This window comes from Streptomyces sp. NPDC028635 (genome assembly GCF_040637635.1).
Lineage (GTDB): Bacteria > Actinomycetota > Actinomycetes > Streptomycetales > Streptomycetaceae > Streptomyces.
Map to the genome: position 1 here is coordinate 52,322 of NZ_JBEZWX010000034.1, position 21,887 is coordinate 74,208.

At 71.0% G+C, this 21,887-nt stretch carries 22 protein-coding genes and 1 rRNA gene; 12 read left to right on the forward strand and 11 right to left on the reverse strand.

The window, feature by feature from the left end; genetic code table 11:
- Positions 1 to 25 precede the first annotated feature (25 nt).
- Entirely contained in the window at positions 26 to 802 is a 777-nt protein-coding gene (gene pstB / locus AB0E88_RS28165) for a phosphate ABC transporter ATP-binding protein PstB (RefSeq protein WP_361636118.1), read from the forward strand.
- Positions 803 to 1,083: 281 nt separating this feature from the next.
- On the opposite strand, the gene AB0E88_RS28170 is transcribed toward pstB, so the two are convergent.
- Both AB0E88_RS28170 and AB0E88_RS28175 read right to left on the reverse strand, forming a co-directional pair.
- On the reverse strand, positions 1,084 to 2,082 hold the full coding sequence (locus AB0E88_RS28170; protein WP_361636121.1) for an inorganic phosphate transporter: 999 nt from the start codon (positions 2,080 to 2,082) through the stop codon (positions 1,084 to 1,086).
- Between the two features lie 7 nt (positions 2,083 to 2,089).
- Positions 2,090 to 2,710 (reverse strand): DUF47 family protein, encoded by a 621-nt coding sequence (locus AB0E88_RS28175; RefSeq protein ID WP_103782764.1) that lies wholly within the window; start codon positions 2,708 to 2,710, stop codon positions 2,090 to 2,092.
- A 233-nt stretch (positions 2,711 to 2,943) separates the two neighbouring features.
- Here AB0E88_RS28175 and AB0E88_RS28180 point away from each other — a divergent pair, with 233 nt between their 5' ends.
- Positions 2,944 to 3,327 (forward strand): metal-sensitive transcriptional regulator, encoded by a 384-nt coding sequence (locus AB0E88_RS28180; RefSeq protein WP_361636176.1) that lies wholly within the window; start codon positions 2,944 to 2,946, stop codon positions 3,325 to 3,327.
- A gap of 36 nt (positions 3,328 to 3,363) precedes the next feature.
- On the opposite strand, the gene AB0E88_RS28185 is transcribed toward AB0E88_RS28180, so the two are convergent.
- A complete protein-coding gene (locus AB0E88_RS28185; RefSeq protein ID WP_361636124.1) occupies positions 3,364 to 3,531 on the reverse strand; it encodes a hypothetical protein in 168 nt (55 codons plus the stop codon).
- A gap of 84 nt (positions 3,532 to 3,615) precedes the next feature.
- Positions 3,616 to 4,491 (reverse strand): hypothetical protein, encoded by an 876-nt coding sequence (locus tag AB0E88_RS28190; RefSeq protein ID WP_361636127.1) that lies wholly within the window; start codon positions 4,489 to 4,491, stop codon positions 3,616 to 3,618.
- Positions 4,492 to 4,634: 143 nt separating this feature from the next.
- Between AB0E88_RS28190 and AB0E88_RS28195 the strand changes: the two genes are divergently transcribed.
- Complete coding sequence (locus AB0E88_RS28195) at positions 4,635 to 4,802, forward strand: hypothetical protein (RefSeq protein ID WP_361636130.1); 168 nt, start codon at positions 4,635 to 4,637, stop codon at positions 4,800 to 4,802.
- A 77-nt stretch (positions 4,803 to 4,879) separates the two neighbouring features.
- Positions 4,880 to 6,424 (forward strand): FAD-binding oxidoreductase, encoded by a 1,545-nt coding sequence (locus AB0E88_RS28200; RefSeq protein ID WP_361636133.1) that lies wholly within the window; start codon positions 4,880 to 4,882, stop codon positions 6,422 to 6,424.
- Between the two features lie 7 nt (positions 6,425 to 6,431).
- Here AB0E88_RS28200 and AB0E88_RS28205 read toward each other — a convergent pair whose 3' ends face one another.
- From AB0E88_RS28205 to AB0E88_RS28225, 5 genes are all read right to left on the reverse strand, one after another.
- Positions 6,432 to 7,139 carry a phosphatase PAP2 family protein gene (locus tag AB0E88_RS28205; protein ID WP_361636135.1) on the reverse strand — a complete coding sequence of 236 codons (708 nt, stop codon included), beginning with the start codon at positions 7,137 to 7,139 and terminating at the stop codon, positions 6,432 to 6,434.
- Between the two features lie 221 nt (positions 7,140 to 7,360).
- Entirely contained in the window at positions 7,361 to 8,368 is a 1,008-nt protein-coding gene (locus tag AB0E88_RS28210) for an NlpC/P60 family protein (protein WP_361636137.1), read from the reverse strand.
- Between the two features lie 36 nt (positions 8,369 to 8,404).
- Positions 8,405 to 10,156, reverse strand: a complete 1,752-nt coding sequence (locus AB0E88_RS28215; RefSeq protein ID WP_361636140.1) for a serine/threonine-protein kinase — start codon at positions 10,154 to 10,156, stop codon at positions 8,405 to 8,407.
- 78 nt (positions 10,157 to 10,234) lie between these two features.
- Positions 10,235 to 11,014, reverse strand: a complete 780-nt coding sequence (locus AB0E88_RS28220; RefSeq protein ID WP_361636143.1) for a serine protease — start codon at positions 11,012 to 11,014, stop codon at positions 10,235 to 10,237.
- Positions 11,015 to 11,309: 295 nt separating this feature from the next.
- Positions 11,310 to 12,221, reverse strand: coding sequence for an oxidoreductase (locus tag AB0E88_RS28225; RefSeq protein ID WP_361636145.1), 912 nt, complete (start codon positions 12,219 to 12,221; stop codon positions 11,310 to 11,312).
- 177 nt (positions 12,222 to 12,398) lie between these two features.
- Here AB0E88_RS28225 and AB0E88_RS28230 point away from each other — a divergent pair, with 177 nt between their 5' ends.
- From AB0E88_RS28230 to AB0E88_RS28260, 7 genes are all read left to right on the forward strand, one after another.
- Complete coding sequence (locus tag AB0E88_RS28230; protein ID WP_361636148.1) at positions 12,399 to 13,001, forward strand: TetR/AcrR family transcriptional regulator; 603 nt, start codon at positions 12,399 to 12,401, stop codon at positions 12,999 to 13,001.
- Between the two features lie 362 nt (positions 13,002 to 13,363).
- Positions 13,364 to 13,672 carry a hypothetical protein gene (locus AB0E88_RS28235; protein ID WP_014673544.1) on the forward strand — a complete coding sequence of 103 codons (309 nt, stop codon included), beginning with the start codon at positions 13,364 to 13,366 and terminating at the stop codon, positions 13,670 to 13,672.
- Positions 13,673 to 13,855: 183 nt separating this feature from the next.
- The gene (locus AB0E88_RS28240; RefSeq protein ID WP_361636151.1) at positions 13,856 to 14,689 is read left to right on the forward strand and encodes a hypothetical protein; all 834 of its coding nucleotides are present in this window, start codon (positions 13,856 to 13,858) and stop codon (positions 14,687 to 14,689) included.
- On the forward strand, positions 14,679 to 16,016 hold the full coding sequence (locus tag AB0E88_RS28245; protein ID WP_361636154.1) for a hypothetical protein: 1,338 nt from the start codon (positions 14,679 to 14,681) through the stop codon (positions 16,014 to 16,016). Before AB0E88_RS28240 ends, AB0E88_RS28245 begins: the two co-directional genes overlap by 11 nt.
- Entirely contained in the window at positions 16,013 to 17,569 is a 1,557-nt protein-coding gene (locus AB0E88_RS28250; protein WP_361636157.1) for an SCO6880 family protein, read from the forward strand. Before AB0E88_RS28245 ends, AB0E88_RS28250 begins: the two co-directional genes overlap by 4 nt.
- A 14-nt stretch (positions 17,570 to 17,583) precedes the next feature.
- Positions 17,584 to 18,999, forward strand: coding sequence for an ATP-binding protein (locus tag AB0E88_RS28255; RefSeq protein ID WP_361636160.1), 1,416 nt, complete (start codon positions 17,584 to 17,586; stop codon positions 18,997 to 18,999).
- Between the two features lie 19 nt (positions 19,000 to 19,018).
- Positions 19,019 to 20,536, forward strand: a complete 1,518-nt coding sequence (locus AB0E88_RS28260; protein WP_361636162.1) for a type VI secretion protein — start codon at positions 19,019 to 19,021, stop codon at positions 20,534 to 20,536.
- A gap of 18 nt (positions 20,537 to 20,554) precedes the next feature.
- On the opposite strand, the gene AB0E88_RS28265 is transcribed toward AB0E88_RS28260, so the two are convergent.
- On the reverse strand, positions 20,555 to 21,118 hold the full coding sequence (locus AB0E88_RS28265) for a GNAT family N-acetyltransferase (RefSeq protein ID WP_361636165.1): 564 nt from the start codon (positions 21,116 to 21,118) through the stop codon (positions 20,555 to 20,557).
- Positions 21,119 to 21,201: 83 nt separating this feature from the next.
- On the opposite strand from AB0E88_RS28265, the gene AB0E88_RS28270 reads away from it, so the two are divergent.
- The gene (locus AB0E88_RS28270; protein WP_361636168.1) at positions 21,202 to 21,750 is read left to right on the forward strand and encodes a cysteine hydrolase family protein; all 549 of its coding nucleotides are present in this window, start codon (positions 21,202 to 21,204) and stop codon (positions 21,748 to 21,750) included.
- Between the two features lie 49 nt (positions 21,751 to 21,799).
- Here AB0E88_RS28270 and rrf read toward each other — a convergent pair.
- A 5S ribosomal RNA gene (rrf, locus tag AB0E88_RS28275) occupies positions 21,800 to 21,887 on the reverse strand; the annotation flags it as partial.

The following is a 21,887-nucleotide window of genomic DNA, read 5'->3' on the forward strand; positions in this document are numbered from 1 at the left end:
ACCGAAGAAGAGAAGTGACGTAATCATGGCCAAGCGAATCGACGTCAGCGGACTGTCCGCCTACTACGGCTCCCACCGCGCGATCGAGGACATCTCGATGACCATCGAGCCCCGCTCGGTGACGGCGTTCATCGGCCCGTCGGGCTGCGGCAAGTCGACGTTCCTGCGCACCCTGAACCGTATGCACGAGGTCACCCCCGGCGGCCGCGTCGAGGGCAAGGTGATGCTGGACGACGAGGACCTGTACGGCACCGGGGTCGACCCGGTCGCGGTGCGCCGCGAGGTCGGCATGGTCTTCCAGCGCCCGAACCCCTTCCCCACCATGTCGATCTTCGACAACGTGGCGGCGGGTCTGCGTCTGAACGGCAACTACAAGAAGAGCGAGCTGAACGACGTCGTCGAGAAGTCGCTCAAGGGCGCGAACCTCTGGAACGAGGTCAAGGACCGGCTGAACAAGCCCGGCTCCGGCCTGTCCGGCGGTCAGCAGCAGCGTCTGTGCATCGCCCGGGCGATCGCGGTGGAGCCGAAGGTGCTGCTGATGGACGAGCCCTGCTCGGCCCTGGACCCGATCTCCACCCTCGCCATCGAGGACCTGATCGGTGAGCTGAAGGAGCGCTTCACGATCGTCATCGTGACGCACAACATGCAGCAGGCCGCGCGTGTCTCGGACCGCACCGCCTTCTTCAACCTGGCGGCCGTCGGCCAGCCCGGCCGGCTGATCGAGATCGACGACACGGAGCGCATCTTCTCCAACCCGTCGGTCCAGGCGACGGAGGACTACATCTCCGGCCGCTTCGGCTGAGCCGCCCGCGGCGCAACGGCCCCCGGGGCCGAGCCGCCCCGGCGGCTGAGCGGCCACCCGGCCGGAATGCCCCCGCGGCGCAACGGTCCCAGCGGCCGGAACGCCCCCGCGGCTGAGCGGCCACTTCGGCCGAGCAGCCGCACCCAAGGCCCCTCGCGGTGCTGCATGGCGGTGCCACCGCGAGGCACCAAAAGGGCCCGCCCCCTGGCTCCCGGGGGGCGGGCCCGTTTGTCGTTCCGTCCGGCGCCTGCAGAAACGCGGGTTCTACGCACTCGCGGCTTCTACAGGAACGCGAGCTTCTCGATCCCGAACACCGCGGCGGCGACGAGGCCCGCCGCCGGCATGGTGATGAACCAGCCGAGCACGATGTTCTTGGCGACGCCCCAGCGCACCGCGTTCACCCGCTTCGTCGCGCCCACACCCATGATCGCCGAGGTGATGACATGGGTCGTGGAGATCGGCGCCTTGAAGATGAAGGCGGTGGTGAACATGATCGACGCGCCCGTGGCCTCCGCCGCGAACCCCTGCGGCGGGTCCAGCTCGATGATCTTGCGACCGAGGGTCCGCATGATCCGCCAGCCGCCGGCGTAGGTGCCCAGGGACAGCATCACGGCGCAGACGAGCTTCACCCAGACCGGGATCGGGTCGCCGAAGGTCTCGTGGCCGGAAATGACCAGTGCCAGGACCACGACACCCATCGTCTTCTGGGCGTCCTGGAGGCCGTGGCCGAGGGCCATGCCGGCCGCCGAGACGGTCTGGGCGATACGGAAGCCCCGCTTGGCCTTGTGCGGGTTGGACCGGCGGAACAGCCACATGATCGCCGTCATGACCAGGTAGCCGACGATCAGGCCGACGACCGGGGACAGGAACATCGGGATGACGATCTTGTCGAGGACGCCGTTCCACAGTACGTCGGTACCGCCGGCGAGCGCCGCGCCCACCATGCCGCCGAACAGCGCGTGCGAGGAGGAGGACGGCAGGCCGTAGTACCAGGTGACCAGGTTCCACACGATCGCGCCGACCAGGGCCGCGAAGAGGATGGCCATCCCCGTGGAGCCGCTCGGCGTCTCGATCAGGCCCTCGCTGACGGTCTTGGCGACGCCCGACCCCAGGAAGGCACCGGCGAGGTTCATCACCGCGGCCATCGCCAGGGCCGCCCGCGGGGTGAGCGCGCGGGTGGAGACCGAGGTGGCGATCGCGTTCGCGGAGTCGTGGAAGCCGTTGGTGTACGTGAAGAAGAGCGCGACCGCGATGGTCACGACCAGAGCGAAGGTGTCCATGGAGGGGTCAGGACTCCTTGACGGCGATGGTCTCCACCGTGTTCGCCACGTGCTCGAACGCGTCCGCCGCCTCTTCCAGGACATCCACGATCTGCTTGAGCTTGAGCACCTCGATGGCGTCGTACTTGCCGTTGAAGAGGTGGGCGAGCAGCTTGCGGTGGATCTGGTCGGCCTGGTTCTCGAGGCGGTTGACCTCGATCCAGTACTCGGTCAGGTTCTGCATCGTCCGCAGATTCGGCATGGCCTCGGCGGTGAGCTCGGCCGCCCGCGCCAGCACCTCGATCTGCTGTTCGACACCCTTGGGGAGCTCCTCGACGTTGTAGAGGACGACCAGGTCGACGGCCTCCTCCATGAAGTCCATGATGTCGTCGAGGGACGAGGCGAGGGAGTAGATGTCCTCGCGGTCGAACGGCGTGATGAACGAGGAGTTCAGCTGGTGGAAGATCGCGTGCGTGGCGTCGTCGCCCGCGTGTTCCGCGGCCCGCATACGCTCTGCGATCTCGGCCCGGGCGGAAGCGTCCGCCCCGAGCAGTTCCATCAGGAGTTTCGAGCCGGTGACGATGTTGTCCGCGGACGCGGCGAACATGTCGTAGAAGCTCGTCTCCCTGGGGGTCAGACGAAAGCGCACGTGGGGTCCTCGGGATGCATCGGTTTCGGTCAGGCTGATGCTAGGCGCATCATCCGGCCACGGCTAACGGGCCGCCCCCCAGTGTCGCCCATCAAGGAGACTGATCGGCACGGGGGCTTCGGCGGCCGCATCCCCTTCTACCCGGCAAACTTCGGTACCATATACCCACCAGGGGTATATAGCCGTAATCTGGACACGGGTCGGCACACATGGCAGCACACTGGGAGGACGCGATGACGACCACCGAGGCCGGCGCGGGTGCGCCCTCCGCGACGGAGACGCAGACCACAGACGCGGGCGCGGCGCCCGACGTGGTGACCGACCACGATCGCGGTGTGCACGGCTACCACCACCAGAAGGCCGAGCACCTCAAGCGCCTGCGCCGCATCGAGGGCCAGATCCGCGGCCTGCAGCGCCTGGTCGACGAGGACGTGTACTGCATCGACATACTCACCCAGGTGTCGGCCTCCACCAAGGCGCTGCAGTCCTTCGCGCTGCAACTGCTGGAGGAGCACCTGCGGCACTGCGTCGCCGACGCGGCCGTCAAGGGCGGCGACGAGATCGAGGCGAAGGTGAAGGAGGCCACGCAGGCCATCGCCCGCATGCTGCGCACCTGAGGCGGCGCCGGGTCCGGGAGGGGCCGGCCGGCCCGGTCAGCCCTCGCGGGCGTCCCGCTCCTCGGCCACGCGCAGCACCTCGTCGATGCTCTCCATGCTGAGCCGCTCCCGGGCGGCCGAGGCGGCGATGATCAGCTCGCAGCACAGCTCTATCTCGGCGAGCGCCACATGGTCCTGAACCGCCGTACCGCCGAGCGGAGCCACGAGCCTCACCTCATCTCTGCCGTCACCGGCTTCCTAGAGTAGGGAGCGGCCCACAGCCCGCGCATGGCACGGAAGGGCTAGTCCTCATCCCCTCGGCGATCCGCCCGGCGTCCGCTCGGCGATCCGGCCGTCGTAGATGTCCGCACTCCTCGGCAGCCGAACGGCGACGGGCGCGCCGAAGTCGTACAGCAGCGTCGTCGAGGCGACCGCCACGGCGTCCTTCTTCTGCCCGTTGACGAAGCTGAACCGGTGCCGGATCTTGCGGATGCGGCCGGCGTCGTCGAGGTAGACGTCGAACGGCACCAGCGCGGTGGCGAACCCTTTCGCCGCGGCGCGCAGCGCGTCCCGGTCGGCGGGGACCACGGCGCCGCGCGCGGCCGCGGCGAGGTCGGCGGTGCCGCGGTAGTGCCGCACCGGCGTCCCCGCGACCTCGGTCCGCCCCACGTAGGTCGCGGTGCGCGTGCCGCGCAGCACCTCGGCGGCGGCGAACGGGTCGGTCGCGCCGCCGGTGACGAGGTTGCCGTCGGAGACCGACGCGCTCTCCACCCGCACCCACTTGTCGGCGGGCACCCCGGCGCCCCGGTTCTTCATGAACAGCGCGCCCGGTGCGAGCAGTTCCGTGATGGGCCGGTGCTCACTGCTGCCCGCCGGGTCCTGCGGCAGCACCACCCGCAACTCCCCGAGCCGGTGCCGGAAGTCGTAGACGCCCTCCCCGCGGATCGTCACCCGGGTGCCGCCGGTCGCCATCTCCATCGCCGTGCGCGCCTTCGAACTCCCCGCGGCCTCCAGCCGGTCCGGGGCGTTTTTGAGCAGCCCGACGGCGTCGTCCGCGCCGCGGGCGTCCTCGGCCGCGGCCCCGCTGCCGGAGCACCCGGCGGCACCGGCGCACACGCACACCATGACTCCGGCCGTGGCGAGTGCCCCGCCTGAACGCCGCCAGCGCTGCCGCCGCTGTGCCATCGCCTGCCTACCCCCAGCCGGTACGTCCGTCACGGGCCGCCTGTCGTTCCGGTTAACGACGGGTAGGTGCCGCCGTCACGGCCGGGGGGCCGCGGCGGTGACCGGCTGACGGCCCGTTAACCATGCCCCGCTACGGTGGACACGTGACCCAGCAGGACGGTTCTCCGGCAACCCGCCAGGAACACCGCACGACCACCGTCGAACAAGGCCGCTTCTGCCTGGCCCGCTGCACCTGCGGCTGGCGGGGCCCGGCGCGCCGCGCACGGAGCCAGGCCAGAACCGACGCGGAGACCCACGCGAACGCGCCGTGACCGCACGGACACGAGGGAACCCGGCGCGCCTCCACCCCGTCCCCACCCACAGAACCCCACGGGACGGAGACCCACACATGGACCGGCGCACCTTCCTCGGCGGGACCGCGGCCGCGGTCACCACGGTGACCACGGCCGCCTGCACCGGCGGCACCGGAGCGCGGGCGGCGGCCCAGTCCTCCGCCCCGCCGCTGAAGGCCGCCTCCGCCTCCGCCCCCGCGGGCCTCGCCGCCCTCGCCCGGGACCTCGACGGCACCCTGGTCCGCCCCGGCGACGCCGCCTGGGCGGCCGCCCGCCAGCTGTACAACACCCGCTTCGACGCCCTGAAGCCCACCGCCGTCGCCTACGTGGCCCACGCCGACGACATCCGCACCGCGCTCGCCTACGCCCGCGCCCACCGCCTCACCGTCGCGATCCGCAACGGCGGCCACTCCTACGCCGGCTGGTCCTCGGGCGACAACCGCCTGATCCTCGACGTCTCCAAGCTCAACCGGGTCCGCGCCTCCGGCACCACGGCCGTGGTCGGCGCCGGCGCCAAGCTGATCGACGTCTACCGCGCCCTGGCCGCGAAGGGCGCGACGATACCCGCCGGCTCCTGCCCCACCGTCGGCGTCTCCGGCCTCACGCTCGGCGGCGGCCACGGCGTGGTCTCCCGCGCCTACGGCCTGACCTGCGACAGCCTCACCGCCGCCACCCTCGTCACCGCCGACGGCCGGCAGCTCACCGCCGACGCCTCGAACCACCCCGACCTGTTCTGGGCCCTGCGCGGCGCCGGCAACGGCAACTTCGGTGTCGTCACCGAGCTGCACTTCCGCACCCACCCCGCCCCGCAGGCGGTCACCGCGTACCTGAGCTGGCCGTGGTCGAAGGCGGCCGCGGTGGTGAAGGCGTGGCAGGAGTGGGGCCCCTCCCAGCCCGACGAGATCTGGTCGTCGCTGCATCTGGCGAACACCGCCGGCGGCACCCCGACCGTCACCGTCTCCGCCTTCTCCCTGGGCACCTACGGCGAGCTGAAGAACGCCGTCGACCGTCTCGCGCACAGCGCCGGGGCCAACGCCCGCAGCGTCTCCCTGCGCCGCCGCTCCTACGAGGAGGCGATGGAGATCTACGCCGGCTGCTCGGCCTTCTCCGCCGACGCGCAGTGCCATCTGCCGGGCGCGACTCCGGGCCGCTCCCCGCAGGGCCTGCTGCACCGCGAGACGTACGCGGCCCGCTCGGACTTCTTCGACCGGTCGCTGTCACCGGCCGGCATCCAGACCCTGCTCGCCCAGATCAGGTCGGTCCGCGGCGGCACCGGCAGCTTCGCGCTGACCGCGCTCGGCGGGGCCGTCAACCGCGTCTCCCCCACGGCGACGGCCTTCGTGCACCGCCGCTCGCGCATGCTGGCCCAGTACATCGCGGCCTGGCGCCCGGGCACCCCCGGCACGGCGTCCCAGTCCTGGCTGGCGTCCGCCCACGGCGCGATGCGGCCGTACGCCTCGGGGGCGGCGTACCAGAACTACACGGATGCGACGCTGAGGAACTGGCGCACCGCCTACTACGGCGACGCGGGGGCCCGGCTGGCGCAGGTGAAGAAGACCTACGACCCGAACCGCTTCTTCACCTTCCCCCAGGCCCTGTAGCGGGGCTTCAGGCCGCCAGGTCCCGTTCCTCGCTGCCGGCAGGGTGCTCGGACCGCGCGTTCGGGATCAGCGCCTCCTGCGCGTCGGCCTGCTGCCGCCGGGAGCGGATCAGCCGGCCGGCCCTCGACCGCTCCACGGCCTTCGCCAGCGGTGTCAGCGCCGCCGTGGCGAGCGGCGACAGCAGCAGCGCCACGGCCGTACCGAGGGCGAAGCCGCCGATGACGTCGGTCGGATAGTGCACGCCCATGTAGACGCGGCAGAAGCCCTCGAGGAGGGCGAGCCCGATCCCGACGAGCCCGAAGCGGCGGTTGGCGACGAACAGGGCGACGCCCATGGCCATGGTGAGCGTGGCGTGGTCGCTGACGAAGGAGAAGTCGTTCTTGCCGGAGACGAGGACGTCCAGGCCCTGGTGGTCGTTGAAGGGCCGCGGCCGCTGCACGAAGCCGCGGATCGGGACGTTGACGAGGACGGCGATGCCGGCCGCGAGCGGCGCCCACACCAGAGCGGCCACCGAGGAGGCGGCGTCCTCCCCGCCCCGGCGCCGCACGGTCCACCAGCACCACAGCACCAGCAGGACCATGGCGAGCAGCAGGCCGTACTCGCCGACGAACTCCATGGCCCGGTCGAACCAGTGCGGGGCGTCCTTGGCGAGGCCGTTGATGTCGTAGAGGAGGTCGACGTCGGGGTTCGACCCGGATTCGGCGAGTCCAGCCATCGTGCTGCGGCCCCTTCGTCGTTGTCCCGGGCGCACCTCGCGTGCGCCGCTGCTGCCCACCCCCGTGGTGTGTAGACCCGCTTACGTCAGACGTGCGCTCGACTACGTCAACAGGAACGCACGGCCCCCGTTGATACGTTCCACCCTCCACCGAATGATCACGCAGACGTTATCGAAGAGAGACACGTCGCCGCAGCTCAGGGGGTGGGTTCACACAGGGTTCACACCGCGGTGGGGAGCGCTTTCGCGCCATCTTCGGTGACCCGGGTGGCCCCGAAGTAGTCACCCGTGTCGATCGGGTCGAACCGGATGACGGCCCCCGTGCGCGGCGCGTCGATCATGTACCCGCCGCCGACGTAGATGCCGACGTGGTGGATGGCCCGCGAGTCGGCCGGATCGTGGGAGAAGAACACCAGGTCTCCCGGCAGCAGTTCGTCCCGCTTGGGGTGCGGCCCCGCGTTGTACTGGTCGTTGGCGACACGCGGCAGCGTGATGCCCACGCTCTGGTAGGCGGCCTGCGTCAGCCCCGAACAGTCGAACCGTCCGCCCTGCTCAGGCGTGCCCTCCCCACCCCATAGATAGGGCGTCCCGAGCTTCTTCTGCGCGAAGTAGATGGCCCCGGCGGCCTGTTTGGAGGGGTCGATCCGGGTGACGGGCGCGGCGAAGCTGTCCTCCAGCGTGGTGATCGTCTTCACGTAGTTCTGGGTCTCCTTGTACGGCGGCACACCCCCGTACTTGATGACCGCGTACGCGCCCGCGTTGTAGGCGGCGAGCATGTTGTGCGTGGCGTTGCCGGGGACGCTCCTGACGTCCTTGGAGAGTTCGCAGTCGTACGACGCGGCCGATGGAATCGCGTCATTCGGGTCCCAGATGTCGCGGTCGCCGTCGCCGTCGCCGTCGATGCCGTGCGTCGCCCAGGTGCCGGGGATGAACTGCGCTATCCCCAGGGCCTTCGCCGGGCTCCTGGCGGCGGGGTTGAACCCGCTCTCCTGGTAGAGCTGCGCGGCGAGCAGCGCCGGATTGAGGGCGGGGCACAGGTTGCCCCACTTCTGCACGAGGGCCTGGTAGGCGGCGGGCACCGCACCCTTGGCCAACGCCCGACCGGCTCCGCCGACGCCGTTCATGAGGTTGCCGGCGACGACGTACACCCCGACGACGAGCAGCAGCACGAAGCTCACCCCTGCCGCGGCGGCGCCACCCGCCCAGAGCCACGCCTTACGCACCGTCAACCGCCCCTCACCGACCGGGAGTCCGCCCGCGCCAGTTTAGGAGCTTCCCACCCGGAATCCGGTGCAACCGAAGCTCTCGTAGTCGGTGGGGCCGCTTTTGACGTGATACAGCACCACGGTCCAGTCACCGGGGTCGTTCGTGACCGGGATGGCGTTCTCGGCCTTGCCCTCGAAGTGGCTCTGGAAGTCGTCGGGATAGGTCAGCTCGATGAAGTCGCCGTCCCGGGTGGTCCGGTAGATGTCCAGCGGCTTGCTCGTGTAGCCGATGTTCTTGCTCTCCATGAGCAGGCCCTCGAACGGCTTGCCCGTCTCGGAATCGATCTCGTGGGGCGGTTTCACGCCGACGGAGACGTAGTAGGGGGCGGGCAGGGTGCTGAGCCAGCTCGTCTCCTTGAAACGGAAGGAGATCTTCGCCTTCCTGCGGACGGTGGCGGACTGCGGATCGTCGGCGTCGTCCACGTCCGTCTGGAGGATGTAGGGCGGACTGGCCGCGCCGATGAGCCCGCACGTGCCGATGCCGTGCGCGGCCTCGTCCGGTTTGTCGGACAGATGCCAGTAGTCGTGCGAGACCCGGTTGTTCTCGATGTACGCGGGCGGCTTCGTCTGCGCGACGGGGCTCGCCGACGGCGAGGACCCGCCGCCGCCCGCCCCCTGTGCCTGCTGCTCGTCCCGCCCACCCAGGGTCCGCAGCGCCACCGCGGTCCCCGACCCGACCACCACGGCGACGGCAAGGGTGACAATCCAAGCGGTACGCCGACGGGGGCGCGGCCCCGGCGGCACGGCCGTGGTGGCGGCGGGGCCGAGGGTGGGGACGTAGGCGGGGAGTGCGGTCGGCGTGTAGCCCGGACCCGCGGTCGGCTGGGACGCGACCGGGGCCGCCCCGTGCCCCGGCGGCACCAGCCCGGCCGCCACGGCGGCGGCGAGGTCCCGCGGGACCGCCTCACCCTGCCCGGCGAGCCGCGCGTAGTACGGGTCCTCGGTGAGCGCGGAGCCGACCGCGCAGCGCGCGATGACCTCGTCCAGGCCGGGGCGCCGGGCCGGATCCTTGGCGACGCACTCCTCGATGAGCGCGGCCAGGGCCGGCTCCACACCGCCGAGGTCGATGTCCTCGTGCACGACACGGTAGGAGACGGCGTGTCCGGCTCCGCCCCCGAAAGGGGCCCGCCCGGTCACCGCGTGGGCGACCGTGGCGCCGAGCGCGAAGACGTCCGCCTCCGCGCCGACCCGGTCGTGCGTCAGCACCTCCGGCGCGGTGTACCCGGGCGTGCCGGGCGTCAGGCCGGTCTGGGTGAGCGCCGTGTCGGCCGCGCCCCGCGCGATGCCGAAGTCGATCAGCAGCGGGCCCTGCGCGGAGAGGATCACGTTCTGCGGCTTGAGGTCGCGGTGCGTCACCCCGTACGCGTGCACGCTCGCCAGGGCCTCGGCCAGCGCGGCGAGCAGCCGCGAGGCACTCCCGGCCGGCACGGGCCCGTGCGTGGTCACCGCCTGCGCCAGCGTCGGCCCCGCGACGTACCCCGTCGCCAGCCACAGCGGCGCCGTGTCCAGTGACGCGTCGATCAGGTTCGCCGTGTACGCGCTGCGCACGGCGCGGACGGTCTCCACCTCGCGGCGGAAACGGGCGAGGGCTTCCGGGTGGTCGGTGATCTCGTCGCGGATCACCTTGATCGCCACCAGCCGGCCACCGGGCGACCGCCCGAGGTAGACCTGCCCCATCCCACCCGCACCGAGCCGCGCGAGCAGCGTGTACGCGCCTATGTGCGCCGGATCCTGAGCCTTGAGTGCGTGCACGGACCGACCCTGCCACAAAGATCATTCGCGCGCATGTATCGGTGACGCTCCCTCAGCGCCGCTGGACGGCAGGGCGGTTCACGGGACGCCCGCCGCGTCCCGGTACGCCTCCGCCGCCTCCGCACCCAGCACCACGCTGTAGGACACGTCGTCCGTGTCGCCGCCGTCCTCGTGGCCGCCGAGCACCCCCACCACCCGACCGAGCCGGTCGAGCCACGGGCTGCCGCTCGTGCCGCTGCTGAACCCGGGGCAGTTGATCCGCTGCTGCGTGGAGCTGTGCCGCACCGGCTTGTTGGTGCACACCACCGGCGCCTCCTGGTCGTCGGGGTACCCCGTGACCGTCACCGTGCTCGCCCCGGTCGTCGTACCGGTGACGAACCGGTTCGCGCCGACGACGTCCTCCACGGCCTTGCCGCCGCGCGGCGCGAGCACCGCGAAGGCCACGTCGCTGTCCTCGCTGCGCTCCGCCTGCCACCCGTCCGGCAGCATCATCCGCTGCACCGGCCACGCCCCGTAGGGCGCCTTGCCGTACCGGTAGCCCGGCACGAACACCAGATCGTCCTCGTCCTCGCTGCCGTCGCCGCTCAGACAGTGCGCCGCGGTCACGATGAGGTCGCGGTGCGGGCTGTGCACCACGGAGGCGGTGCAGAAGTGCTCACCCGCCCAGTCGGTGGTACCCGCATGAAAGAGCGCCCCGATCCGGGCGCTCGGCGGAGTGGGCGCGGCCCGCACGGTCACGCCGAGCGGCCGGGGCCAGGCGCGCGCGGCAGCACCGGAACACGAGGCACCGGCCAGCAGCACGAGCACACAGAAGAGCGCGCGTCTGCGAGGGCCCACGGAGCGTGAGGAGCGCTTCATCGGCGACCACTGTGACGGACGAAGGTGAGAAAATCGTCAGACGCGCTGCATCGGCGGCCGGGCGCGTCGCGGAAACCGCGGCGCTTCGGGCGAACCGACCTGGACACCGCGCACGAATCCGACCACGACAACGGCCATGACAGGGCTGCCTCCGTCCTTCACCGCACCGACACCGCACCGCTTGCCCCGCGGGCGGCCCCGTACACCTCCGGCGCCCGCCCGGCGCGGCAGCCCCACGCTACGACGCCGGGCCGTGGCGCGACACCCGAACGGAGCCACCCCGGTGAAAAGCGGCTCAGGCGTCCCCGGCGACCGCGGCGGGGAACGCCACCCCCGTCAGCTCCTCCGACACCGTCCACAGCCGCCGTGCCGCCTCCGCATCGCTCGCCGCCGGTGAGCGGCCCACCAGGGCCGGGGCGCCGCGCAGCTCACCGAGGCCGTCGGGGCCGACGTAGCTCGCGCCGGGGAGGTCCGCCACCGCCGCGTAGAGCGTCGGCAGGGCGCCGGCCCTGTCGTCCTGGGCGAAGAGACGGTTGCCGGCCTGCATGAGCGCCCGCGTCACGGGGCTCGCGGCGTGACTCTGCAGGTTGGTCGCCGCCCAGCCTGGGTGGGCCGCGAGGGCGCGCACCGGGGAGCCTGCCGCGGTCAGACGGCGCTGGAGCTCGAGCGTGAAGAGCAGGTTGGCGAGCTTGGACTGGGAGTAGGCGCGCTGCGGGTTGTAGCGCCGCTCCAGGTTCAGGTCGTCGAAGTGGATCGCCGCCCCGGGCCAGCGGTGCGCGCCGGAGGACACCGTCACCACACGGTCGGCGAGGTGGGGCAGCAGCAGGTTGGTCAGCGCGAAGTGGCCCAGGTGGTTCGTGCCGAACTGGGTCTCGAAGCCGTCCTTCGTCCGGCCCCGCGGCACCATCATCACGCCCGCGTTGTTGACCAGCAGGTCCAGCGGCCCCTCCCAGCCGGCCGCGAACTCCTTCACCGAGGCCAGGTCCGCCAGGTCCAGCCGGCGCACCTCGGTGCTGCCGCGCAGGGTCGCGGCCGCGGCCCGGCCTCGCCCCTCGTCCCGTACCGCGAGGACGACGTGCGCCCCGGCCCCGGCGAGCGCACCGGCGGTCACGAGGCCGATGCCGCTGTTGGCGCCGGTCACGACGGCCGTACGCCCGCTCAGGTCCGGCATCGCGGACACGTTCCACTTGCTCTGCCTGTCAGCCATGGATTCAATGTAGGCAACGCCAACAATGCTGTCAATGACAACAAGGCGCCACGACACGTCATCGTCAGCGGCACAGCTATCGGCCACGGCACGGGCCCCCGCACCGGCACCCGCACCGGCACAGCCATCGACCCCGGCCCCGGCGCCCGATGCTGACACCGGCAACATCGGGATACGATGGCCCACATGCCCGCAAGCCGCCCCTACCACCACGGAGACCTGCGCGCCGCCCTCCTCAAGAGCGCCGAACGCACCCTCCGCGACAAAGGCGCCGGCACCCTCTCCCTGCGGGAACTCGCCCGCGACATCGGCGTCAGCCACGCCGCCCCGGGCCGGCACTTCAAGGACAAGCAGGCCCTGCTCGACGCGCTCGCCCTCACCGGCTACGAACGCCTCATCCAGGCCCTGCACAGCGCCGACGCCCCCGAACTGCCCCTGCCGCAGCGCCTCGCCTCACTCGCCCGCGCCTACCTCGGGTTCGCCATCGACAACCCCGAGCTGCTCGAGCTGATGTTCGCGCGCAAACACGACCCGGACGCCCAGCTCGCCGACGCCGTCGAGCGCTCCTTCGGCTCCCTCACCCACCTGGTCGCCGACGCGCAGCAGCGCGGCGAACTCGTCGCGGGCGACCCCGAGCGCATCACGATGGTCATGGCCGCGAGCCTGCACGGCCTCGCCGCCCTCGTCGCCGGCTGCGCGCTCCCCGCCCAGGAGGCCCTCGACGGCCTGGACGAGCACGTCCACCACCTCCTGCACGGCCTCACCCCGCGCCGGCCCTGACCCTGCGTCACCGCGCCCTCCGCACAAGGGCCCGCCACGCCCCCGCCCACCGGCCGGGGATAGCCTTCACCCCCACAGCGGCGACACGACCGCTCACCCGACCAGCCGTCAGAAACGGCCCACGTCACAAGAGGGCACAACGACGGAACCACACGCCTGGTTCCGCACCGGCCTCATTGCCCGGCGTGACCTGCCGTGATACACAGAGTGACCATACGACTCTTCGCATGGTGTTCGTACGAAACCCGCCAACGAATGACGCCAAGTCGACATACGACAGCGGCATCGTCGGCGAGAATGAGGCCTGACCTCTGCACACCGCAGGGGGACTGCGGAACTACCCAACAGGGGCGGTGACTTACATGCTCTTTGCGGCCGACAAGGGAGACATCAACACCATCATCGGCGGTATCGCTCCGGACTGGGGCCCGTTCGGCAGCCTGGGCAACGAAGCCAAGGTGATGATCGAGGTGGTGATGGCCGTCGCCATCCTGCTCTGCCTCGGCATCGCCGTCTGGGGGGCGGCCAAGCAGCGTATCGGCGCCACCGCCCTGCGGGACACCTTCAGCGCCGAACAGGGCAAGGGGCTCATCATCGCCGGCCTCACCGGGGTGTTCATCATCGGCTCCCTCGGCACGCTGTTCACGATCGTGTACGGCATGGCCGTGTAGCAGACGCGTCCCCCGCCCTCCCCTCCCGTCCCACTCACCTGTCGTGCCCACCGGCTGAGGTTGCGTTTCCCTGATGTCGAGTCACCACACCGCGCCCGCGCGGGAACCAGCACGGCTACCGTCGTACTCCTACGCGTTCCGGTACGAGGTGTTCTTGAACGACGTCGAGGGGGCGTACGCGGCATGAGTCTCGGGGACGAGCAGGACGCTGTCGACGGCGGCTACGGCGGCAGCGGCCAGACGCGCACACGGCTGCCGGAGCGCTCCGGCGACCCCTACGGCGGCGCGCGCCGCCCCGGCCGCCGCTCCTCCTCACGGAGCATGGTCACGGTGGTCGCGGTGGTGGTCCTCCTCATCGCGGCCATCGCCTTCGCCAACCGCGGCGGTGACGGGACGTCGTCCGACAGAGCGGCGGGCAACAAGCCGAAGGCGGCCCCCACGGCGGCCACGGGCACGCGACCGGTCCGCACGAACACCTCCGGCATCCCCTCGGGCTTCGCCCACGACCAGCAGGGGGTGCAGTCCGCTGCCGCGAACTATGCGGCCGCCCTTGGCTCAGACGGCATGTTCGACACGGCCCGACGTCACGAGATCGTGCAGACCCTCGCTGACCCGAGCGCGGCGAACCGGCTGCAGTCGGGGTTCGATGCCGACTACTCGGCGGACTTCATGAAGAAGATCGGGCTCAATGCGGACGGCACCGCCCCGGCGGGCAGCACGTTCGTCAACCGCACGATGCCTGCGGGCACCAAGGTCACGTCGTACAGCGACAGCGCGGCCACCGTGGACGTCTGGTGCAACGGCCTTTTCGGACTCGCGGGAGACAGCTCGACCAATCCTGTGACGAGCGGATGGTTCACCGTGACGATGAAGATGCGTTGGAACGGTGACTGGAAGGTCCTGGAAACCAGTCAGAAGACCGGTCCCACCCCTGTTACCGGCGACAACCCGGTGTCCGGGGCCGACGAGATCGGCAAGGCGGTCCAAGAGTTCGGAGGGTTCACCTATGCCCGGTAGCCGGCACCGCCTGCTCAAGCTCACCGGTCTTGTGGCCGCCGCCCAGACCACCGTGGTGCTGTTCGCCACGCACGCGTTCGCGGACCCATCGCCGGCTCCCACCAAGAGCGCTGATCCCTGTGCGCTCATCGCCGGTCCTGCCAAGAAGTACTGCGAGAAAGGCACCGGCGGAAAAGACAGCCGCTCCGTCTCCCCCGACCCCACCGCCGCCCTCGATCCCCTCTCCTCCCTCGCCAAGGGCTGTGCCGACGCCGCGTCCTGGACCGTCGACAAGCTCAGCGCGGCCGTGAAGGAGACGGCCAACGTCGACTTCACCAACCAGAAGTTCCTCCAGCAGTACGCCGTCGTCTTCGCCGCGTCGACGATCCTCACGCTCCTGCTGTGGCTGCTGGCCGTGGCCAAGCGAGCCGTCCGCGGCGTACCGCTGAGCACCGCCATCTCCGAAGCCGTCGGCTTCCTCTGGCTCACCGTGCTCGCCTCCGCGTTCACCCCGCTGATCCTCTACACCGTCGTCTCCGCCGCCGACGGCGTCAGCGACGTACTGGCCCGGACCACCGGCAACCAGGCCGACACGTTCTTCGGCACCTTCTCCGCCGCCCTGAAGAAGGGCGACGACATCGGCGGCGGCCCCATCATGCTGATCGTCGTCTCCCTCGTCAGCATCCTCGCCGCCGGCGTCCTGTGGCTGGAACTCGTCATCCGCGCCGCCCTGCTCTACGTCGGCGCCCTGCTCGGCACCGTCGTCTACTCGGGCCTGGTCGACAAGAACATGTGGGGCCACGTCCGCCGCTGGGCGGGCATCATGATCGCGGTCATTCTCGTGAAGCCGGTCATCGTGATCGTGCTCGGACTGGCCAGCGCCCTGTCCTCCGGCGACGGCCCCGACGCCTTCTCCGCCGTCGTCTCCGGCCTCGCGATCATCCTGCTCGCCATCTTCGCCTCGGCGATGATCTACCGCTTCGTCCCCGGCTTCGGCGACGAGATCGTCAACTCCCGCAACAACCGCCTCATGCAGGGCGCCGAAGGCAAGGCCGCAGCCGTCCTCAGCTCCCCGGCCAGCCTCGTCGCCCAGGGCATCAAGACCCACAGCACCCGCGCCGACAGCAACGGCGGCCAGGCGGGCGGGTCCGCGTCCAGCACCCCCCGCCAGGCCAACCCCGCCTCCGGCGGCGTCGCCGCGCACAGCGCGCGTACCTCGACCGGTGGTGGCGGCGGAACTGTCCCCTCCGCCGCTCCCCCGCCCCGCGCGAGCAGCCCCGTCAACACCCCGCACGCCAGCAACACCCGCAACAGCAGTACCAACCGCACGGGAGGTGAAGGGCGTTGACGACCGAGTCCCACGTGTCCCATCCGGTCACGCCCCGCCGTACATATCTGATCGGCCGTGCCCGGCCGAACGCCATCGTCGGACGCAACCGCGAACCCGGCGAGCTCGCGCTGATCATCGTCGGCGCGTTCCTCGGCATGATGTGCGGGCTCCTCGTCCCCGTCCTGTCCCTGCGCATCGTGCTGCTGATGGGCTTCCCGCTGCTCGCGCTGGCCGCGGTCTACGTGCCGTACAAGCGCCGCACGTTCTACAAGTGGTTCGAGATCAACCGCAGCTACAAGCGCACCCTGAAGCAGGGCGCCACCTACCGCTCCGGCGCCGTCGAGGCCGGCACCCGGCTCGACGGCAAGGAGATCGAGATCGGCCCGCCGCCCGGCATCGGCCGTATCAACTGGCTGGCCGCCCCCTTCGGCCCCGACGAGATCGCCGTCCTCCTGCACGCCGACCGCCGGACCGTCACCGCGGCCATCGAGATCGAGGGCCCCGGCGTCGGCCTGCGCGACAGCGAGGACCAGGAAGCCCTCGTCGACCGCTTCGGCACGCTGCTCAAGCACGTCGCCAACGGCGACGGCTTCGTCACCCGCCTGCAGATGCTCGCCCGCACCCTGCCCGCCGACCCCGACGCCCACGCCAAGGACGTCGCCGTGCGCGGCGACGACAAGGCGCCCCGATGGCTGCGGCAGTCCTACGACCAGCTCCAGTCGATGGTGTCCACCTCCAGCGAGCAGCACCGCGCCTACCTCGTCGCCTGCATGCACTACACCCGCGACCTGGCCGCCGAGGCCAACGCCATGGCCCGCGCCGCCCGCGCGCACGGCGGCAAGGTCGACCGCGACGCCGGCCTCGCCGTCGTCATGGCCCGTGAGCTGACCGACATCTGCTCGCGCCTGCAGGAGGCGGACATCCGGGTCCGCCAGCCCCTCGGCCAGGGCCGGCTCGCCTCCCTCATCCACTCCATGTACGACCCGGACCACCCGATCGACCACATCCAGGCGATGACCAAGCGCAACGCCTGGCCCGCCGAGCTGGACGCCCGCGAGCCCACCTTCCTCCAGGCCAAGACCCGCGAGTCCTCCACCCGCGCGCCCTGGTGCCACGCCACCGCCTGGGTCAAGGAGTGGCCGATGACCCCGGTCGGCGTGAACTTCCTCGCGCCGCTGCTCGTCCACACCCCCGACGTCATCCGGACCGTCGCCGTCACCATGGACCTCGAACCCACCGAGGTCGCCATCGAGCGCATGCTGACCGAGAAGACCAACGACGTCGCCGAGGCCTCCCGAGCCGCCAAGATGAACCGCACCGTCGACCCGCGGGACATCGCCGCCCACAACCGCCTCGACCAGCGCGGCGAGGACCTCGCCAGCGGCGCCGCCGGAGTGAACCTGGTCGGCTACATCACCGTGTCGTCCCGCTCCCCGGAGGCACTCGCCCGCGACAAGCGCACCATAAGGGCCTCGGCAGGAAAGTCGTATCTGAAGCTGGAGTGGTGCGACCGCGAGCACCACCGCGCCTTCGTGAACACACTTCCGTTCGCCACCGGCATCCGAAGGTAGGGGCTGATTCGCCGATGCGGGATCCGCTGTCCGTCCTCACCGACGCCTTCACGTCCTTCCTGTTCGGGAAGGTCGAGACGACCCGGCTGCCCGTGCGCACCTCCACGGGCCAGGCCCAGGCGGTCTACCTGCCGACCGCCGCACCCGGCCTCGGCGACTCCGGCGTCATCATCGGCCGCGAGGTCTACTCCGGAAAGGGCTACATCTACGACCCGTTCCAGCTGTACGGCCAGCAGCTCCCGGCGCCGCACTGGCTCGTCCTCGGCGAGTCCGGCAACGGCAAGTCCGCGCTGGAGAAGACCTACGTCCTGCGCCAGCTGCGCTTCCGCGACCGGCAGGTCGTCGTCCTGGACGCCCAGGGCGAGGACGGCGTCGGCGAATGGAACCTGATCGCGCAGCAGCTGGGGATAACGCCCATCCGGCTCGACCCGACGGCCGCCCTGGACCACGGCATCCGCCTCAACCCGCTGGACCCGGCGATCACCACCACGGGCCAGCTGGCCCTGCTGCGCACGATCATCGAGGTGGCGATGGGCCACGGCCTCGACGAACGCTCCGGCTTCGCCCTGAAGGTCGCCCACTCCTACGTCAACGAGACGATCGTGGACCGCCAGCCCGTGCTGTCCGACATCGTCGAGCAGCTGCGCCACCCCGAGCCGGAGTCCGCCGAGGCGATGAACGTCGCCATAGACGACGTCCGGGCGTGGGGTCTGGACGTCGCCCTGGTGCTGGACCGTCTGGTCGACGGTGACCTGCGCGGCATGTTCGACGGCCCGACCACGGTCGGCATCGACCTCGACGCCCCGCTGATCGTCTTCGACCTCTCCCACATCGACCGCAACTCCATCGCCATGCCCATCCTCATGGCGATCGTCGGCGTGTGGCTGGAACACACCTGGATCCGCCCCGACCGCAAGAAGCGCATCTTCCTCGTCGAAGAGGCCTGGCACATCATCAACAGCCCCTTCGTGGCCCAGCTGTTCCAGCGCCTGCTGAAGTTCGGCCGCCGCCTCGGCCTGTCCTTCGTCGCGGTCGTCCACCACCTGTCCGACGTCGTCGACGGCGCGGCCGCGAAGGAGGCGGCGGCGATCCTGAAGATGGCCTCGACCCGCACGATCTACGCCCAGAAGGCCGACGAGGCACGCGCCACCGGCCGCGTCCTCGGCCTGCCCCGCTGGGCGGTGGAGATCATCCCGACGCTCACCCCCGGCATCGCGGTCTGGGACGTCAACGGCAACGTCCAGGTGGTCAAACACCTGATCACCGAGGCGGAACGCCCCCTGGTCTTCACCGACCGCGCGATGACCGAGTCCTCCCTCGACCACGACGCCCTGCGCGCCGCCGAGCTGGAGGCCGAGGAACGGGCGGCGGCGTTCATGGAGGAGCACCTGGCCGACGTGGACGGCTCGTCCGAGTCGACGGTGGCCTAGCAGAGAAGGACGGGCAGCCATGAGACCGGGTGACGAGCGCGACGGCCGCCGGGACAACCAGGGCGGCATCCCCGACGGCCTCCTCGTCGGCATACTCGCGTTCCTGCTCGGCATGACCCTGCTGGTCTGGACGGCGACCGGACTGGCCGGCCTCTTCACCCACGGCTCCTGGCCGACGGCGGTGACCTTCACCCGCACGCCGCTCGCCATGCGCCATCTGATCGGGCAGCCCCACGACGTCCCCGGCGCCTGGCCGGACACCCCGGCCGGCGAACTCTCCGGCTACGGCCTGTTCTGGGGCCTGTTCATCGGCCAGCTGATGGTGCTCTTCGTGCTGACGGTCTTCGTCATGGGCACAGTGGCCCGCTGGCGCGCCGGACGGGCCGAACGCCGGACGGCGGCGAAAGCAGCGGCCGGCAGTACGACACCGACGCCACCGGACGTACGGGAGGTGCCGGCCCCCCGCGCGGAACCGGAACAGCCGGAAGCGGTGCCGCCCGTGGAAGTGCGGCCTGCGGAGGTGCGGTCCGTGGAGGTGCGGCCCGCGGAGGTGCGGCCCGAACCCGGCAGCTCGCCGGCCACCGGCACACCCGTGACCGGCTGGGAGGCTCCCGAGGGCCCGGTCCACTACGCCCCCCGGGAAGCCCGCCGGCTCACCGCCGTGCAGGCCGTGCGGGACGCCGAGGGGCCCCTCCTGGTCGTCACCTCGAACCCGGTCGTGTGGCAGGACACCAAGGACGCCCGGGCCAAGCTGGGTCCCACCCACCTCTACGACCCGGCGCACCTCTGCGACACCCCGTCCCGGCTCCACTGGTCCCCCACCGCCGGCTGCGAGGACAAGCACACGGCGAAGGAGAGAGCCGCGGCCCTCCTCGCCCCTGTCCGCCCCGCCTCCCGCCTGGACCAGGCGGTCAGCGAGACCGCCGAAACCCTGCTGCGCAGCTACCTGCACGCCGCCGCCGTCGACGGCCGCACCCTCCGCCACGTCCACCGCTGGTCGCAGGGCACCCAGATCCAGGACGCCGTCCGCATCCTGCGGACGAACCCGAAGGCCGCCGCCGGCTCCGCGGGCGAGCTGGAAGCCGCGCTCACCGCCCACCCCGACCGCCGCGACATGGCCCAGGAGCTCCTCGCACGCGCCCTGTCCGCCCTGTCCACGGTCAACATCCGCGAGGCCTGCACACCCAACCGAAGTGATGCACTCGCCTTGGATTCCTTCGTCGACGAAGGGGGCAGTCTTTATGTCGTGGGCGAATCCCTCGAGGACCCCAGGACCGACCCAGGGGCGATGCCCTTCCTGACGGCCCTCGTCTCGAGCGTGGTCGAGCGCGGCCGGCGCATGGCCGAACGGTCATCCTCCGGTCGGCTCGACCCACCATTCACGCTCGTCCTGGACGACATCGCCGCCGTGGCCCCGCTTCCCCAGCTCCCCCGGCTGCTGGCCCGCGGCACCGATCAGGGCCTGCCGACCCTGGCCCTGCTCCGCTCCCGTGAACAGGCCCGCTCCCGCTGGCCGCACGACGAACTGCCGGTCTGAGGAGAAGGTCAGCGAAGGTCAGCCCTTCTCCAGCACGAACTCGAGCTCCTTCTCCCCGGGCGCCTGAGCCACGGGCACGGTCACCCCGGTCGGCACGAACCCGGCCTTGCGGTAGAAGCCCTGGGCCCGCTTGTTGCCCTCGTGCACGATGAGCCGCACCCGCTCCACACCGACACCCCAGGCCCACTCCAGCGCGGCGTCGAACAGCGCCTTCGTCAGCCCGGACCCACGGTGCTCGGGCCGCACGTACACGCCGACGACATGCCCCTGCCGCCGCTCGACGGGAAACCCGGCCCAGTCCGTCGTCCCGGCCTCCTCGACCAGTACGGTCACGGTCCCGACCCACTGTCCGTCGCTCTCCTCGGCGATGAACTGGCGCACCCCGCTGTCTTCCGCGCCTCCGCCGGCCGCCCGATCCTGCCAGAAGCCGTCGGACCGCTCCACGGCCTCCTCGTAGGTGTCGAGGAAGGCGAGATGCGCGAGCGGGTCCCGCAGGGCGGCCAGCCGCAGCTCTTTCACGGCCTGCCATTCCTCGGCACGTATGGGGCGGATGGCGACGTCATCGCTGGTCAGGGAATCCATGCGGTCACCGTAGCCATCTTGCGCGGGCCGCACACCTCATATTCGGCCGCGGTTGTCAGTGAGGGCACCTACTGTGCTGCCTCATGACGACACTGCCCGACAGACCCAACACCGCACTGCTCATCATCGACGTCCAGAACGGGGTGGTGGACCAGGCCCCCAACCGGGACGCCGTCGTGGCGAACATCCGCACCGTCACCGACAAGGCCCGCGCGGCCGCCGTACCGGTCATCTGGGTGCAGCACTCCGACGACGACCTGGAGTACGGCAGCAAAAGCTGGGAGTACGTCCCCGAGCTGGTCCGCCGCCACGACGAGCCGCTCGTCCACAAGAAATACGGCGACTCCTTCGAGGAGACGGACCTGGAAGCCGTACTGGCGGAGCACAAGGTGGGCCGACTGGTGGTCACGGGCGCCCAGACGGACGCCTGTATCCGCTCGACCCTGCACGGCGCGATCGTCCGCGGCTACGACGCGACCCTGGTCGCCGACGCCCACACCACGGAAGACCTCACCGAGTACGGGGCGCCGGCTCCGGAACAGGTCATCGCGCACACCAACCTGTACTGGAAATGGCACGAGGCCCCCGGCCGCAAGGGCGGCACGACGACCACGGAAGAACTGACTTTCTAAACGCAGAAAACCCCCGCATCCGTAGATGCGGGGGTTTCCCTCAATAATTGTTCGGCGGCGTCCTACTCTCCCACAGGGTCCCCCCTGCAGTACCATCGGCGCTGTAAGGCTTAGCTTCCGGGTTCGGAATGTAACCG

Excerpts from the sequence above, each read along its gene's own strand:
- AB0E88_RS28205 (WP_361636135.1), bottom strand. The coding sequence starts at position 7,139 with ATGGCTGGACTCGCCGAATCCGGGTCGAACCCCGACGTCGACCTCCTC.
- AB0E88_RS28170 (WP_361636121.1), bottom strand. The coding sequence starts at position 2,082 with ATGGACACCTTCGCTCTGGTCGTGACCATCGCGGTCGCGCTCTTCTTC.
- AB0E88_RS28255 (WP_361636160.1), top strand. The coding sequence starts at position 17,584 with ATGCGGGATCCGCTGTCCGTCCTCACCGACGCCTTCACGTCCTTCCTG.
- AB0E88_RS28230 (WP_361636148.1), top strand. The coding sequence starts at position 12,399 with ATGGCCCACATGCCCGCAAGCCGCCCCTACCACCACGGAGACCTGCGC.
- AB0E88_RS28265 (WP_361636165.1), bottom strand. The coding sequence starts at position 21,118 with ATGGATTCCCTGACCAGCGATGACGTCGCCATCCGCCCCATACGTGCC.
- AB0E88_RS28225 (WP_361636145.1), bottom strand. The coding sequence starts at position 12,221 with ATGGCTGACAGGCAGAGCAAGTGGAACGTGTCCGCGATGCCGGACCTG.
- AB0E88_RS28245 (WP_361636154.1), top strand. The coding sequence starts at position 14,679 with ATGCCCGGTAGCCGGCACCGCCTGCTCAAGCTCACCGGTCTTGTGGCC.
- AB0E88_RS28260 (WP_361636162.1), top strand. The coding sequence starts at position 19,019 with ATGAGACCGGGTGACGAGCGCGACGGCCGCCGGGACAACCAGGGCGGC.
- AB0E88_RS28270 (WP_361636168.1), top strand. The coding sequence starts at position 21,202 with ATGACGACACTGCCCGACAGACCCAACACCGCACTGCTCATCATCGAC.
- AB0E88_RS28240 (WP_361636151.1), top strand. The coding sequence starts at position 13,856 with ATGAGTCTCGGGGACGAGCAGGACGCTGTCGACGGCGGCTACGGCGGC.
- AB0E88_RS28235 (WP_014673544.1), top strand. The coding sequence starts at position 13,364 with ATGCTCTTTGCGGCCGACAAGGGAGACATCAACACCATCATCGGCGGT.
- AB0E88_RS28200 (WP_361636133.1), top strand. The coding sequence starts at position 4,880 with ATGGACCGGCGCACCTTCCTCGGCGGGACCGCGGCCGCGGTCACCACG.
- AB0E88_RS28180 (WP_361636176.1), top strand. The coding sequence starts at position 2,944 with ATGACGACCACCGAGGCCGGCGCGGGTGCGCCCTCCGCGACGGAGACG.
- AB0E88_RS28190 (WP_361636127.1), bottom strand. The coding sequence starts at position 4,491 with ATGGCACAGCGGCGGCAGCGCTGGCGGCGTTCAGGCGGGGCACTCGCC.
- pstB (WP_361636118.1), top strand. The coding sequence starts at position 26 with ATGGCCAAGCGAATCGACGTCAGCGGACTGTCCGCCTACTACGGCTCC.
- AB0E88_RS28220 (WP_361636143.1), bottom strand. The coding sequence starts at position 11,014 with ATGAAGCGCTCCTCACGCTCCGTGGGCCCTCGCAGACGCGCGCTCTTC.